Here is a 14364-nt window from a genome sequence, read left to right on the forward strand (position 1 = left end):
CCCGGTGCACCGGGCCGGTGGGCAGACCGTGGTCGAGGAGGCTCAGTGCCCGATCCAGTATGCGTGGAGGTCCAGCTCCTGCCGAGCGGTCATGGCGGTTCCCAACCTGATCTGGGGCGAGTCTCGCAGAGTCCTACGGGAAACCGGTACGCCCAGACCACCAGCCGTCCGCAGCACGAGTGCGCACGGCAGCGCGCGGTGCCGAGGCAAGAAGCCGCGCAGACTGACCACAACCCACTGGGCGGTGCCGGATCGGGCATCCGCGAGGATGTCGACGACGTGCCCGAGCAGCGGTCCGGCGGTGCTGTGGACCTCATGACCGAGGTAGTTGCGGATCGCCATGTCCGGAATGCGCACCGCCACGTCCCCTCCTCGGCCTCGTGCCGGGTTCTCCTGTCGGTCGCTACGGGGCCTACCCCGATCCTGTGCTGCCCAATCGCTCGGGCTGCGATCAGCTGCCCATCTGTTGCATGCGGCGAACCGCTGTGGTTGTCTGAAAGCAGTTGTCGGCTCGAGACCGTGGCTGGCGTGGTTCTTTCCCAGGAAGAGGCCGCCCATGTCCATCGCACCGCAGGAGAGCCCATCCCAAGCCCGCGACCGTGAGTCCGTGGAACTCTTGGCCCAGGCGTGGGCCGAGCCGGACCCGGCTCTGGCCAGCCGACTGCGCGAACGCGTCATCCTCGCGAATCGGTGCCTGGCAGACGGTCTGGCACGACGGTTCGAGGGGCGGGGCATCGAGGCCGACGACCTGCACCAGGTCGCGATGCTCGGTCTCGTACAGGCAGCGCGTCGCTATCGTCCCGAGAAGGGACACGGCTTCACGGCCTTCGCCGCGCCGACCATCAACGGCGAGCTCAAGCGCTACTTCCGCGACCACGGGTGGGCGGTCCGTCCGCCGCGCGCCCTGCAGGAGATGCACCAGCAGGTGCGGGACACCTCGGCCGCCCTGGGCCAGACGCACCACCGTGACGTCTCCGACGCCGAGGTCGCTGCCGAGCTCGGCATCGGCGCCGACGAGGTCCGTGCCGCACGGGCAGCGGGGGAGCGGTACCGCTCGACCTCGCTGGATGCTCCGGTCGGGACCTTCGGCCCGGTGCTCTCCGAGACGCTGGCCGGTGGCGATGGCGAGGAAACCTACGACAAGGTCGTCACGCTGATCTCGTTGCGTTCGGCGATGGAGGATCTTGACGAACGTGAGCGTCAGATCCTGACGCTGCGCTTCTCGGCCGACCTGACGCAGCGGGAGATCGGTGAGCGGATCGGGGTGAGCCAGATGCAGGTGTCGCGCATCCTCAGCGCCCTGTGTCGCCGACTGCGTACGCGGATCGAGGGGTGGGCCCCGACGTCCTCGAGCAGTCACCAGGTCCAGGTGAATCCGTAGGCCCCGGGGTCGGCGTCCTCCAGGACGAGTACCGCCTGCCGGTCGTCGTCCAGAGGCACCTCGTCGAGGAATTCGAAGTCCATGCCGGGGGCCTTCTGGACGCGTCGCAGAGTTGTCGGGGCCACGGCGAACTCGACCGAGACGACGAGGCTCCTGGTCGTGTGCGGCGCGCCCCAGATGAAGCCGTCCGAGTAGCCCAGGGTGCCGTCGTCGTCGGGGTGGGAGATCACCTCGTACTCGTAGGAGTGGAACTGGCCCTTGGCGAGTCGGCGCGGCAGAGCCACCCCGAAGACGGTGACGTTGCTGTCCTCGAAGTCCCACCGGCCGAAGAGGCGACTTCCCCGCAGGGGCACGAACTCCAGACGGGAGGCAGTGGTGTGCTCGTCACCGTTCTGGACGTTGAAGACCCGCTCGAGCCCGTCCTCGACCGCCTCCAGGGCGATCTGGCAGCGGGTCGTGGACATCCTGCGGTCCGCGCCGACGCTGGTGTGCCAGTTCTGGCTGATCACCCGGTACGCACCCAGGGCCGAGCGGGTCATCGCGTCGATCTGCTCCATCTCCGACAGGGTCGGGTCGACCAGGAGCCGGTCGAAGCCGGCCTGGTCCGGGGTGGCCCAGGCGTGCATGAACTCGGCCTGCTCCTGCGGTGAGAGCGTCAGTGCGAGGGCGAGTTGTTGCAGCGTGGTGACCTGGGGACGGTGGATCTCGCCGCGCTCCAGGCCGCGGATCGTGCGGACGCTGATCCCCGAGGCGTGGCCCAGATCGCTCTGGGTGCGCTTTCGCGCCTGCCGCAGACCTCGTAGCAAGGCCGCTCCGTGCGCTGGGTGGTTCATGATTCCACCCTGCCGGAAAGACGGCCGTTCGTCGTCCCGGCACCAGCAGGGCCGCCCCTCTGTGTGGAGGAGCGGCCCCTGTCCCACCCCCGGAGTCGATGTCAGAAATGTAGTCGGTGCTGCCCGTGCTGGCCAGTGGTTGCCGGTAGGTTGCCGCCTGATTGCCGCTCCCGGGCGCATACCCTTCGATCGTGGAGTTCGCGCGCTTCGGATCGACCACATGGTCCGACCCGGTCGAGGTCAGCCATGACATCGCCGACCTCGAGCGCGGATCGTGGGCCGTCGTGATCACCTTCGAGGGGGAGTTGACCGCGGTCCGCTTCGGCCACCGCGACGAAGGGGGCCTCCATCCCGGTCGAGCCGAGCGCTGGCCGGGCGTGACGGGGTGGCGGGCGAGTCTGGACCGGGCCGGGTACGTCGCCGGGGTCGAGGAGGTCCGTCGGCGCATCGCTGCCGGCACCGTCTACCAGGTGAATCTGACGACGATGCTCGAGACGCTCCTGCCGCCGGATGCGCACCTGCCCGATCTCGCGGCGCGACTGACCAGGGGGAACCCGGCGCCCTTCGCCGGGACCGTTCACGTCCCCTCGGCCGGGCTGGACGTCGTCTCCGCCTCCCCGGAGCGCTACCTGACCCGCACCAACGACCAGCTGCTCTCCAGCCCCATCAAGGGGACTGCGCCGACGGCCGACCAGATGCTGGCCAAGGACGTCGCGGAGAACGTGATGATCGTCGACCTCGTGCGACACGACCTGCAGCAGGTCTGCGAGTCGGGCAGCGTCGTCGTCGAGCGGTTGTGCGCACCGGAGGAGCACCCGGGCCTGGTCCACCTCGTGAGCGACGTCGCCGGACGTCTGCGCTCCAGCACGACGTGGGCGGACATCATCGGGGCGACCTTCCCTCCCGGGTCGGTCAGCGGCGCTCCGAAGGCGAGTGCGCTGCAGACCCTCGCCGACCTCGAGACCGCCTCACGCGGTCCGTACTGCGGAGGCATCGGGTGGGTCGAGGGTGACGGCACCGGGCAGGTGACCGGGGAACTCGCGGTGGGGATCCGCACGTTCTTCACCACGACGGACCCGACGGGGGGACGTCTGCTGCACTTCGGAACCGGAGCCGGCATCACGTGGTCCTCGGACCCGGAGGGGGAGTGGGCGGAGTGCGAGCTGAAGACCCGGGTCCTGATGGGCCTGGCATCTGGAAGAGTGGGGTCATGAGCGACGTACGCGTGTGGGTCAACGGAGCGATCGTGGGGCCGGACGAGCCGTCCCTGGCTGCACTCGACCACGGTGTGACCGTGGGGGACGGGGCCTTCGAGACGTGCAAGGTCATCGACGGCGAGGTCTTCGCCGCGGACCGCCACCTCGCGCGCATGGACCGCACCCTGGCGGGTCTGGGACTGCCCACGGCCGACCGTGCCGTGCTGCAGAAGGGCGTGGAGGCCGTCCTCGGCGAGGGCGACCCGATCGGCTTCGGCCGGCTGCGGTACACGATCACGGCGGGTCCGGGGCCCCTCGGCTCCGATCGGGGCGAGCAGGGGATGAGCTACATCGTCACGGCTGCGGAGGTCGCCCCCCTCGCCGCGACGACGGCCGTCGCGACGGTCCCGTGGACCCGCAACGAGCACGCTGCCACCGCAGGGCTGAAGACGACCTCCTACGCGGAGAACGTCATCGCCCTCAAGTACGCCAAGGACAAGGGCGGTACCGAGGCGATCTTCGCCAACACCCGGGGTGAGCTGTGCGAGGGCACCGGCAGCAACATCGTCGTCGTCGTCGACGGCGTGCTGCGAACCCCGCCGCTGGACAGTGGCTGCCTTGCCGGCATCACCCGCGAGCTGACCATCGAGTGGGCGCGCGGGGCCGGCATCGAGGTGCGTGAGCAGGCCCTGCCCATGGCGGTGCTGGAGACGGCCGACGAAGCCTTCCTGACCAGCACGACCAGGGACGTCCAGCCCATCCACGCCATCGACGGGCGCGAGTTGCCTGCTCCCGGGCCCGTGACCACCCGTGTCCAGGAGGCCTTCGCGAAGGCTGCCGCCGCATCGATGAATCCATGAGCCCGACGGAGAGCACCATGACCGCCGAGTCGTCGACACCGCAGAAGCCGGCCCCGGGGCGCACTGCCGACGGACAGCGCAAGCCCTATCGGGTGGTGCGCGACGAGCAGCACGCCATCGTGCGCCAGGAGCTGCTGGACCGCTTCGGCACGGATGGTCGGATCGACGCGCACGAGGACCCGATCCGGTGGCGCCGCGCCATCCGCACCAACCCGATGACCGCGACGGTCTACCGCGTCCTCGTCGCCGTGCTGGGACTGGCGCTGATCGTCGCCGGTCTCCCGCTGGTGCCGCTCGTCGGCCCGGGCTGGGCGATCATCTTCATCGGGTTGTTCCTGTGGAGCACCGAGTTCAGGTGGGCCCGCCGCGTGACGCAGTTCGTCAAGGCGGAGGTCAAGGCCTTCGAGCAGTACACACGCGCCCTCCCGTGGCGGGCGAAGCTGCCGCTGCTGTGCGTCTCGGCCATCTTCGGCTGGCTGTGCTTCTGGCTCGTCCTGATCCTCATCGGGGTCCCGACGTGGCTCCCGGACCAGGCGGAGAACCTCCTGCTGTGGGTTCCCGGCCTGAGCAACGAGCCACTGATCCCCTGGTGATCCGGGGACGAAGGGGACCGATTGGCACCGTCGGAACTCCGCCGGGTACTCTGCTCTGGTTGCCCGGCCGGGACACCGGACCGAGGAACACCACGGACGTATAGCTCAGTTGGTTAGAGCGTTCGCTTCACACGCGAAAGGTCAGGGGTTCGAGTCCCTTTACGTCCACCACGGAGAACAGCCCCTGACCTGCGGAAACGCAGAGTCAGGGGCCTTCGCTTTGCCCGGCGTGTCGACTACGTGTCGTAAGGGCCGAGGTTCCTGACGCCGATCCGGACGAAGGAAGCAGCCATGACCACCACAGCCACCACCCAGACCACGAAGTGTCCCCAGTGGTGCAGTCACCACCGCGACGACGGCGAAGGGGGCATCGTCCACCGGGCCTCCGTCACCGAGGGCGAGGCGACCGTCGAGCTTCAGGTCGGGCCCGAGAACGACGGCCTGCCGATCCTGTTGCCAGAGGTCATTGAGTGCGGTGCCTCAGCCGCGCGCGACCTATCCCACGCGCTGAGGCTGGCGGCGTGGATCGTCGAGGGCCACCCGGACGCGTACCTGCTCGTCGACCGCAAGTAGGAGGCGCAGGAGAGATCCCCGGCCGGGAGGCATGCGGCCGGCGACCTCGTGTGGCGCTGGTGGGTCTAAGGAAAGACCCGCTCGCCACCATCCCGGGCATGCGAAATCGCCGGCTTGACGTCGGTCTAGGACAGGGTGGCTCTCTCGGTGCCGACCATTCGAAACTATTCGCGCGGACGCAGTGTCGTCCACTGAAGGCCACACCGTAGTGCCGACCTGTCCAAACTGGACTGTGCGAGACATGGTCGAGCATTACGGGCAGACCCAGCACTGGGTGTCACAGATCTTGGAGGATCGGATCATCGACCCTGCCCAGCTGACCACCCAGTACGCCGAGCTACCCGCCGATTCGCAGGACTGGCCGGGGTGGCTGTCCGAGGCCGCCTCCCGTGCGACCGCGACCTGCACAGATGCAGCAATGCAGGCTCAAGTGTTCAACGCCGCCGGCGATGAACGCACTGGAGGCCAATTCTGGCTACTCAGCCTCCTCAAAGAGACCGTCCTCCATGGATACGACGCAGCCGTGGCCGCCGGCACTCAGCGCGACTACACCATCGATGACGACGTGGCCGCTGAACTGATCAGCAACCACCTGACGATGCTGACCTCACCAACCTGGGCGACCCAACGGCCGGACTCCGCGGCGGCGCTGCACGGCAACGGCGAAACCCTACTTTGCCATGCCACCGACGAACCCGGCTCCGCGACGTCGAGAGATGGTTGATCGAACGCCGTCCCGACGGTGCGACGTGGCAACACCGTCGCGAGGAGGCAGATGTGCGTGTGCAAGGACCAGCGCGAGCGTTGCCGCTGTTGCTGACCCGCCGGCTTCCCCTGACCGCAGCAGGCACCGAACGGGTCGGCGTCGACGGCGGGGCCAACCTGGCACGGCACTGGATCGAGCACACCGCCCACATCGCCGACTACCGTGATGCTGGAGTCAAGATGTTGACACATCATGCAGTCGGGACACGCACCATGAGTCGATCCACGTCCCTGGGGTCTACGCGAATCACGCGCGGGCCGCTGCGGTACGCAGGGAGGTGGCCTGCCGCGATGCGGCGACGCAGCGTGCGCACGCTGAGGCCAGTACGTTTGGCGGCTTCAGTGAGGGACTCGAACTGGCGGATGGATGTAGATGCAGACATTGGTCGCTCCCTTCGTCTACTCCCAAAGCCCTAGAAGCCTCCTTGGCGGTCACCACCGGTGGTGACCGCCAAGGAGGACCGGCATGGCGCACCTGGCCGACCCCGACGACCACGGACCACTGCACACCGCGTACTCCCGCTACCAAGAGCAAGTCGACGTCCTCGCCGAGCACTGCGGCATCGCCGCATGAAGGACGACTTCACGAACCAAACTTGACTCAGAATTCCGGCTCCGCCGGATCTAGCGAAGCTAGGAAAGTCCTCACATGGAGCTGCGTCGCCCCTTCGACGCTCCCCCTTGAATCGAATGGTCAAGTACGCAATCGTCACCGCACAGTCTTCTGGTCCGGGCGCAGAATTTGGACGTCAGTCAGCCGAAGAAGTCCATTCCTTGGTATGCGGCTTATCGCAGGACCGCTCGCCGCGATACTGCCAATATGGGGGGTGAGCAGTTCATTGCGTGGTGCTCACATTGCCACCGTCTGAACCTAATCTCGCATCCAGCCACGGAGACGTTCTTCGACGGCTACCTGCCGTGCCAGTTCTGTTCAGGCATATGTCTACGCCTGCCTGATCAATTCGGTGAATATGCGGTGTCGGCGTTCGCCTCTCTGGCGCAGCAGGAGTACGCGAAGGCTGTGCCGCTTGCTGAACTAGGCAGAGTCATTGGCCAGATTCGCGCTCAACACGCGGCCGGAGCCGCGTCGGACCCAATAGCCACCGTTGCCGCCAGCGCCCCCGACCTGGAGGACCTGCTGATTTACGCTCGTGACCGCGACGATCTGGACGCAGCCCTCCTCACGCTCTGGATCCTGATCGGGGAGCTGCTTATTGCAACCAGAGACCCATCGATTGCCGGGCTTCCGGACGAGGAGTCGGACAGCTTGGCGCACCTCCTGTCTTTGCACCGCATCGTCACCGAGTTGTCCTCGAGTCGATGAGCACGGCACCGCGAACCCTTACCAAGCCAGTAGTAGTGGCTCGCAAGCCTTTCTCGTCGGCTTGAGGTGAGAAGAGCTCGAGGTCGGTTTCCCCCCGATTGGCTCAGCGTCGGGTGCGGATGGTCGAGCGAGCGACCGAGGTCAGCGGTCGTATGGATGTCTTTGTCCCGAATTCGGAGGCTGGCCTGTCGCTGGTCACCGCGAGGTGGGCATTCCCGCGGTGCTGGGTGGCCACCTGAGGGTGCGGAACTGGCGCCACCGATGCGGTTATTTTGACGAGGCGTTGTGCCCTCTCGGGTTGGAGGTGCCCCGCACGACCTGCGACGCACCTTCGGGAGCCTGACTCGCGTGGCCGGCGCTGACCTGCGGTTCATCCAGAAGGCCATGGGGTCCGGCTCGATCACGACGACGGCTAGGATCTACGCGCACCTGTACGACGACGAACTCGATGCCGTCGCTGCCGCTCTGGATGGCCTCGGGGCCATCCGCTCACAGCAGGCGATGCGGGCAAGAAGCGGGTGACGAGGCCCGATTGAGCCGTCCTCGGGGACCGAGAACCCCGATTTCTAGGGTGCCCCCGGCAGTGTTCAGGTACAGGGTGCCCCCGGTAGTGTTTAGGTTCACGACATCGTTGACAGGTTAGGTCGTGGCGGGTGTCGATGACCGGTGATGGGTGAGTCGGGTCATCGTTGACAGATTCAGGTCGGTGATCGTTGACCGGTGAGTCGGGTCATCGTTGACGCTCGCGCGGCGCGGACGATTGGTGATGAACTCTCGTGAGAAGAATCAGGTGATCGTGCGGTCGGTGCTGGATCAGGGGTTGACGGTCGCGCAGGCCGCGGCGCGGTTCGGGGTCACGCGTCAGTGGGTGCACACGCTGGTGACTCGGTACCGGGCCGATGGCCCGCAAGGACTGGCACCGCGCAGCAAGGCACCGAAGTCACGACCGGGGACCACGAGTCAGGCGGTGCACGGGCGGATTGTCCAGTTGCGTCGTCAGCTCCACGCCGACGGCGCGGACGCCGGCCCGGAAACCATTGCTTGGCACCTGCGCGATGAGGGGTTGATGGCGCCGTCGACCTCCACGATCCGGCGGATCCTGCACGCTGAGGGGTTGGTGGTCCCGGAGCCGAAGAAGCGCCCGAAGTCCTCCTACATCCGCTTCGAGGCAGACCTGCCCAACGGGTGCTGGCAGGCCGACATCACCTACTGCTTCCTCGCTGATGGCACCCGCGTGGACGTCTTGGACTTCCTGGACGACCACTCCCGCTACCTGCTGTTCCTGCGTGCCGCATCTGCCTACAGCGGGCCCATGGTCGTGGCCGCACTGCAAGAACTGATCGACACCCACGGCGTACCGGCCTCGACCCTGACCGACAACGGGCTGGTCTTCACCGCTCGCCTGGCCGGCCGCACGGGTGGCCGCAATGGCTTCGAGAAGCTCCTGCAAGCCCACCACATCGAGCAGAAGAACGGGCACCCCGGCCACCCGCAGACCCAGGGCAAGATCGAACGCTTCCACCAGACCCTCAAGAAGTGGCTACGCCCCCGACCGGCACCGTCCACCACCACCGAATTGCAAGCCCTCCTGGACGAGTTCGCCCACTGGTACAACCACCAACGCCCGCACCGCTCCATCGGCCGACGCACCCCCGCGACCGCCTACACCGCACAGACCAAAGCCACTCCCGCCACCCCAGCGCATGACCCCGAATGGCGCACCCGCACGGACAAAATCGCCGCCGCCGGGACCGTGTCCCTGCGCTACGCCGGAAAGATGCGTCACCTGGGCCTCGGACGCGCCCTGGCAGGCCAACCCGTGCTCCTACTCATCCACGATGACCACGTGATCACCAGCCACGCAGAAACCGCAGAAATCCTGGCCGAACACCACATCGACCCCACCCGCGACTACCAACCAGCCACCCGACCACCCACCTGATCGTTGACACCGATGAGTCGCGACATCGACGACAAGCCCCGCGAACCTACAAAAAAGTCCTGAGTCGCGACACCGTGTAAACGATGTCGCGACTCAGGACACAGGGTGCCCCCGGCAGGATTCGAACCTGCGACACCTTCTTTAGGAGAGAGGCGGGGGCCCGATCCGGTCGTCGATCAACCGTGACAACCGTGAGAGTCTGGGCCAGCTGCTCGCGATCGTAACTCTCGCTCCGGTCTTCGTACGGACAAAACGCGGCCTCGGCTTGCTTGGGCTGCCTACCTCTTGCGTGGTGGTCGGGGAGGCAGGGTGGGTATCGCCATTGCTGGATGTCGGGTGAGGTCGTCTCGTCTACCCACGAGACCTCGATGGTGCTGTCGCTCGTCGCTATCGATCGAGTCGCCATGAACGTCAATGCCTCGCCTGGCCCCCCAGCATCGTCGTCTCTGGGGGGCGGAAGATCATCGACTCGTGTGCGGACACGGTGACCTCTTCTGCGGCGAGGCCGCTGGTGTTGGAAAGCAAGTAGGTGTCGCCAGATTGATTGGTCAGCGACCAAGTAAGCCGCCGGACGCCTTCAGTGGCGATCCCGGCTGGTCCTTGTGACGCCATTGTCTCGAGGGCTTCAACCACACGTCGGGTGTACTCCTCCGTCAAGCGGGCGGCTGCTTCTGATCGCATGGCCGTCGCTTCGGCCTGATCTCGCTCCAACTCCTGGCCGGCCCGAGTCAGGCGTTCCGACCGCAGTGAGTGGCCGACCGTCCACAGAACACCCAGCAGAGCGACCACCGTGCCAACTGTCGTGCCGATGTCGGCTGCCGTGGAGGGCGGCCGCATGTCGAGACCATCGGTAGCCTGCACTCGTGGAGCATGAACCCGATCTGAGGGGCTGACCTCACGGGTGCACGTGGCGCTGTGGCTCGACGAGCACCGGGAATCTCCAGCGCGAAAGGACGTCGGTGCGCTCGTACGCCGGATGAGCGGACGAGACCGCTTGGTCGATCTGGCCGCCGAGCGCGGCATGGCGCACAGCCAGATGCAGGACGTGCTGCACCGCACGGCGCTGCGCCTGATCGTCCCGCACCTGGACGACATCGCCGCCTGGGACCGGGCGCGCCAGACCAGCATCACGGACACGGCAATCGCCGAGCTGTCGGACAGCCTGCCCCAGGTCGTCGCGCTCGCCTTGGACGGCTGGCCGTCCGCGAGCAAGGCGGTTGTCGAGGAGATGAGGGTCGTCGAGGCACACCGATGCTGGCGGGCCGGCGGTTCACGAGCCGACGTGGCCGCAGTGCTCGGTATCCCCGCGGACCGCCTGATCCGGCAGTTGAAGTCAGGAGAGAGCGAGCTGTTGCCCCACCGCCTGACCAGCTGCGACCTGCGGAAGCGGTACGGCTGGACCCCGTCGGCAATCGGGATGTACCGCCGTAAAGGCGTCCTGCCGCCTCCCGACGGGCGGGACGGCAGTCGCGACTGGTGGTGGGAACCTGCGATCGAGGCCTGGGAGCGAGAGAGTGCGCTGCATTGGTGCGGGTTCTGCCACCATGCGTTCATCAGCCCCATCGGTCTGAGGGCGCACCGCACTCGCGTGCACGACTGAACGGGTGCACGCGGCAAGCGGGGGGCGGCTGCGAGACGCCGAGCCGGGTTCGTGGCCCTCGTCCTGCGATCGGACCGACGTCTGGCAGCGTGCCCGTCGGCGCATTCGCAAGGAGCAGGCCGCTTGACCTGTCTGATGCGTGGCGGGGGAGATCTCAAAGCCACACCCGGCTGGTCGGCGGCTGGACGTCGTTGCGGACTGTCGGATATGCCGAGCAGGCAGCCTCTACTCGGTAAACCACGAACATGTGTGAGTGAGACCCCCGCCCGCAACCCCCGGTCAACCCGAGCGGTCACCCCATACCGTCTAGGATCATGGGATGCCCGAGCCTGACCCACATTTCGACTCCGAGGCGCTACGACGAGCGCGCACGGACAAGGGGCTCACGCAACACGAGCTGGCCCGTCTGATCGGCACGGCAGGGGGGGAACACGTCTCTCGCTGGGAGCTGGGGACCACGGTCCCCAGGCCGGGGGCACTGCGTCGGATCGCGGAGGTCCTCGAGATGGACATCGCCAACCTGCTCCGGCCGGTTAGCCACGGCCCCGACCTGTGCCGCCTGAGGCTCCTGGCCGGCATGAGCGCCAACGAGCTTGCCCGCCAAAGCCACATCTCCCTGTCGACCATTCGCCGCTGGGAAGCGGGACGCCTCGAGCGGATCCCATCCGAAGAGACGCTGGGCCCCGTGGCAGAGGCGCTAGGAGTCGGTGTCACGGACGTCGACCGTGCTTTGCGCCGGGCCAGGGACGCCAGCCTGTAGCACGCTTCACCACCGGCTGGCGGGCTCTCAACAGGCGAAGCGGGCCTCGCTGTGATGCCATGGAACAGACTGAGTGGGTCGGCCTGTGGGGGGATCATGGCAAAACGGAGGGCTGGGGACCCCGAGACCACGGTCGACAGACGGGAGTTCGACGTAGCCAGGATGGTGCAATTGATCTAGAGTAAAAGTGTCGTTTTTTGGTGGTGTGAACGCCCGAGGCGTCGATGGGGCTTTAGTCCCTGAGATCGAGGAGACGAAGATGTCTGTGACCAACAAGCATCGAGTGGCCGCCGGAGCAGCGGCGACCATGCTCACCTGCTGGGTGACGCTGAGCGCCTGCAGCGATGCGCAGGCGCCTGAGGGAATCACGTCCTCGTCGTCTTCGAGCTCATCCTCGTCGTCGAGTTCTTCGACACCCAGCAACCCGGACGGCGCGCGGGCGATTGCCGTGGTGAAGAGCTATGAGAAGACCACCAACGAGCTCCGTCTCAACCCGTCGTTGCCGACGGGCGAGCTCGGCGCGTACGCGACCGGCCAGGCATACCGCCAGCGGACGTTCGACATCAGGCGGAGCCGCGAGCGGGGGGAGCAACAGCGAGGCGGGGTCAAGGTCGTGGAGGCGGATGCGTCCAGGCGATCGGCCACGAGCCAGCAGGTCGTCGCGTGCACGGACCTGACTGGCATCACGGTCACTGATCGGAACGGCAAGGAGATCGACCTGCCCCATGAGCATTTGGAGCGTATTTACACCGTGAGCAAGAGTGACGGGGCGGGGCAGGACGGGAAGTGGCGCGTGACGGCCGAGAAGGTGAAGGAGACGTGCTGACCGCTCGCCGCGTGGCTGAGCTCTGGGTCGGCCTCCTGCTCACCGTGGCCGCGACTCCGGCCTACGCGGGCTCCGGGGATGAGCCCGTGACCTGCGGGGCCGATGAGGTGATGAACGAGCGAGGTCAGTGTGTGCTGGTGGCGCCGCCCGTGAACGAGGGCCAGGGCGATCCGGTGGGGGTCGAGGAGGTGGCGGATGGGTCAACTCGTCCGACTGTCCTTCCTGCGGAGTCGGAGGGGGAGCCGGTGTGCAGGGATGGGGGCAAGACGATCCCGTGTGTGCAGAAGAACACGGGGCGGTGGTGGAGTCCGGAGTTCGGCTGCTACGTGAACGAGGTGCCCACTCCGCCCTCGAAGTCGGACCCGGTGTGGCAGGGGAACACGGGTGGCGCGATCTACTCGTGCCTGCGGGGCAGCGGAAACGGTGGGATGGCTGGTAGCGGTGCCGGTGGGGACGTCGTGCGAGACGAACTGTTCTGGGCGGCGACGCCTCCGGCTGGTCCGGGTGCGCCGTTGCCGGATCCGCGGGATCTGGCTGAGCAGGCCGTCGCCAAGATGGGCTTGCGAGCCCCGGAGATCGGGATCGTCCCAGAGCCGGGTGAAGGCAACGTGGGCGTGGTCGGGATGCCCACGTGGATGTGGGTCGAGGACGCTGACTCGCGCACGCTCGGGCCGATAACGCGGCAGGCAAGCGCATCCGGGCACACGGTCACGGCGAACGCGAAGGTCAGCAAGCTCCAGTGGGAGATGGGGGAGGGGACGACGGTCACCTGCACCGGCCCCGGAACCGCGTATGCAGACAGCTACGGCAAGCAGGACTCGCCCGATTGTGGCCACCGGTACAACGAGCAGGGCGAGTACACCGTCACGGTGAACGCGACCTGGACTATTACGTGGTCCGGTCTGGGGCAGTCCGGGAGGATCCCGATGACCCTGGAGCGGTCCACGACGATCACGATGGGCGAAGTGCAGGTGCTGAACTGATGGCACGCAAGGACGAGATGAGCCAGACGAGTGGCTCGGGCGAGGGAGGTGCTCGACCGCCGGCGGACCCGGCGGCCACGACCCCGGAGGCAGTGGAGCCTGCTCCTCAGCTGCGCCGCAAGCCGGTCCTGCTGGCGGCCTCGGTGGCTGCGGTCGTGCTCGGCGCGTTGATGGGTGTGTGGGCATGGTCGGCGATGAGCGACACCGAGGGCGTGGTCGCTGTTCGTGAGTCCGTCTCGCGGGGGGAGACGATCGAGATGAACGACTTGGTCGTGGTCCATGTCGGTGTCGACCCGCAGCTGGACACGGTCCCGGACGAGGGCTTGCAGTCGATGGTTGGCCAGCGGGCGGCTTCAGACCTTCCGGCGGGCACGCTGCTGACCCCCGGCGTGACCACGAGCAAGGTTGTGCCGAGGGATGGCCAGTCCGTGGTGGGTGTGGCCGTCAACGCCGACCAGATGCCCGGGATGGAGTTGCGTGCCGGCGACAGGATCCGCGTGATCAGTACGGCCGGCAGCTCGGGCCAGGACCAGCAGAGCGGTTTGACTGGGCAGAATCAGCCGGCGGAGCCGGCCGAGGTGCGGACCGAGGTCGTCAGTTTGCACAAGGGGGATCAGCCGGGCACCACGGTGGTGTCGGTGCTGGTGCCCGAGGACCGCGCGGCGGAGCTGGCCTCGCAGGTCTCGACGGGGAGGGTCTCGATCGTGCTGGACAGTCGGGAGCGTTGA

At 67.2% G+C, this 14364-nt stretch carries 18 protein-coding genes and 1 tRNA gene; 15 read left to right on the plus strand and 4 right to left on the minus strand.

The window, feature by feature from the left end; translation table 11 throughout:
* Positions 1–42: 42 nt before the first annotated feature.
* Entirely contained in the window at positions 43–363 is a 321-nt protein-coding gene (locus V1351_RS07205; protein ID WP_338752123.1) for a PRC-barrel domain-containing protein, read from the minus strand.
* 193 nt (positions 364–556) lie between these two features.
* Between V1351_RS07205 and V1351_RS07210 the strand changes: the two genes are divergently transcribed.
* On the plus strand, positions 557–1381 hold the full coding sequence (locus V1351_RS07210) for a sigma-70 family RNA polymerase sigma factor (RefSeq protein ID WP_338752125.1): 825 nt from the start codon (positions 557–559) through the stop codon (positions 1379–1381).
* On the opposite strand, the gene V1351_RS07215 is transcribed toward V1351_RS07210, so the two are convergent.
* Positions 1357–2214, minus strand: coding sequence for a helix-turn-helix domain-containing protein (locus tag V1351_RS07215; protein WP_338752127.1), 858 nt, complete (start codon positions 2212–2214; stop codon positions 1357–1359). The genes V1351_RS07210 and V1351_RS07215 overlap by 25 nt on opposite strands.
* 191 nt (positions 2215–2405) lie before the next feature.
* Here V1351_RS07215 and V1351_RS07220 point away from each other — a divergent pair, with 191 nt between their 5' ends.
* The 6 genes from V1351_RS07220 (at position 2406) to V1351_RS07245 (ending at position 6160) form a co-directional block, all read left to right on the plus strand.
* Positions 2406–3428, plus strand: a complete 1023-nt coding sequence (locus V1351_RS07220; protein WP_338752129.1) for a chorismate-binding protein — start codon at positions 2406–2408, stop codon at positions 3426–3428.
* Positions 3425–4270: an aminotransferase class IV gene (locus V1351_RS07225; RefSeq protein WP_338752131.1), complete on the plus strand. Its 846-nt coding sequence runs from the start codon at positions 3425–3427 to the stop codon at positions 4268–4270. Before V1351_RS07220 ends, V1351_RS07225 begins: the two co-directional genes overlap by 4 nt.
* On the plus strand, positions 4267–4863 hold the full coding sequence (locus tag V1351_RS07230; RefSeq protein ID WP_338752133.1) for a PGPGW domain-containing protein: 597 nt from the start codon (positions 4267–4269) through the stop codon (positions 4861–4863). Before V1351_RS07225 ends, V1351_RS07230 begins: the two co-directional genes overlap by 4 nt.
* Before the next feature lie 94 nt (positions 4864–4957).
* Positions 4958–5034 (plus strand) — tRNA-Val (locus V1351_RS07235).
* A 120-nt stretch (positions 5035–5154) separates the two neighbouring features.
* Positions 5155–5436, plus strand: coding sequence for a hypothetical protein (locus V1351_RS07240; RefSeq protein WP_338752135.1), 282 nt, complete (start codon positions 5155–5157; stop codon positions 5434–5436).
* 232 nt (positions 5437–5668) lie between these two features.
* On the plus strand, positions 5669–6160 hold the full coding sequence (locus V1351_RS07245) for a hypothetical protein (RefSeq protein WP_422389010.1): 492 nt from the start codon (positions 5669–5671) through the stop codon (positions 6158–6160).
* 232 nt (positions 6161–6392) lie between these two features.
* Here V1351_RS07245 and V1351_RS07250 read toward each other — a convergent pair whose 3' ends face one another.
* Positions 6393–6584: a helix-turn-helix domain-containing protein gene (locus V1351_RS07250; protein WP_338752139.1), complete on the minus strand. Its 192-nt coding sequence runs from the start codon at positions 6582–6584 to the stop codon at positions 6393–6395.
* A 437-nt stretch (positions 6585–7021) separates the two neighbouring features.
* Between V1351_RS07250 and V1351_RS07255 the strand changes: the two genes are divergently transcribed.
* From V1351_RS07255 to V1351_RS07265, 3 genes are all read left to right on the plus strand, one after another.
* Entirely contained in the window at positions 7022–7525 is a 504-nt protein-coding gene (locus V1351_RS07255) for a hypothetical protein (RefSeq protein WP_338752141.1), read from the plus strand.
* A 285-nt stretch (positions 7526–7810) separates the two neighbouring features.
* On the plus strand, positions 7811–8047 hold the full coding sequence (locus tag V1351_RS07260; protein ID WP_338752143.1) for a tyrosine-type recombinase/integrase: 237 nt from the start codon (positions 7811–7813) through the stop codon (positions 8045–8047).
* Positions 8048–8291: 244 nt separating this feature from the next.
* Positions 8292–9467 (plus strand): IS481 family transposase, encoded by a 1176-nt coding sequence (locus V1351_RS07265; protein WP_338750181.1) that lies wholly within the window; start codon positions 8292–8294, stop codon positions 9465–9467.
* A 411-nt stretch (positions 9468–9878) separates the two neighbouring features.
* On the opposite strand, the gene V1351_RS07270 is transcribed toward V1351_RS07265, so the two are convergent.
* Positions 9879–10328 carry a hypothetical protein gene (locus tag V1351_RS07270; protein ID WP_338752145.1) on the minus strand — a complete coding sequence of 150 codons (450 nt, stop codon included), beginning with the start codon at positions 10326–10328 and terminating at the stop codon, positions 9879–9881.
* A gap of 115 nt (positions 10329–10443) precedes the next feature.
* Here V1351_RS07270 and V1351_RS07275 point away from each other — a divergent pair, with 115 nt between their 5' ends.
* The 5 genes from V1351_RS07275 (at position 10444) to V1351_RS07295 (ending at position 14364) form a co-directional block, all read left to right on the plus strand.
* Positions 10444–11067, plus strand: coding sequence for a hypothetical protein (locus V1351_RS07275; protein ID WP_338752147.1), 624 nt, complete (start codon positions 10444–10446; stop codon positions 11065–11067).
* Between the two features lie 319 nt (positions 11068–11386).
* Positions 11387–11827, plus strand: coding sequence for a helix-turn-helix transcriptional regulator (locus tag V1351_RS07280; protein ID WP_338752149.1), 441 nt, complete (start codon positions 11387–11389; stop codon positions 11825–11827).
* A gap of 265 nt (positions 11828–12092) precedes the next feature.
* Complete coding sequence (locus V1351_RS07285; RefSeq protein ID WP_338752151.1) at positions 12093–12653, plus strand: hypothetical protein; 561 nt, start codon at positions 12093–12095, stop codon at positions 12651–12653.
* A 458-nt stretch (positions 12654–13111) separates the two neighbouring features.
* Positions 13112–13636: a PKD domain-containing protein gene (locus V1351_RS07290; RefSeq protein WP_338752153.1), complete on the plus strand. Its 525-nt coding sequence runs from the start codon at positions 13112–13114 to the stop codon at positions 13634–13636.
* Positions 13636–14364: an SAF domain-containing protein gene (locus V1351_RS07295; protein WP_338752155.1), complete on the plus strand. Its 729-nt coding sequence runs from the start codon at positions 13636–13638 to the stop codon at positions 14362–14364. Before V1351_RS07290 ends, V1351_RS07295 begins: the two co-directional genes overlap by 1 nt.

The sequence above is a fragment of the Janibacter sp. A1S7 genome (assembly GCF_037198315.1).
Lineage (GTDB): Bacteria > Actinomycetota > Actinomycetes > Actinomycetales > Dermatophilaceae > Janibacter > Janibacter alittae.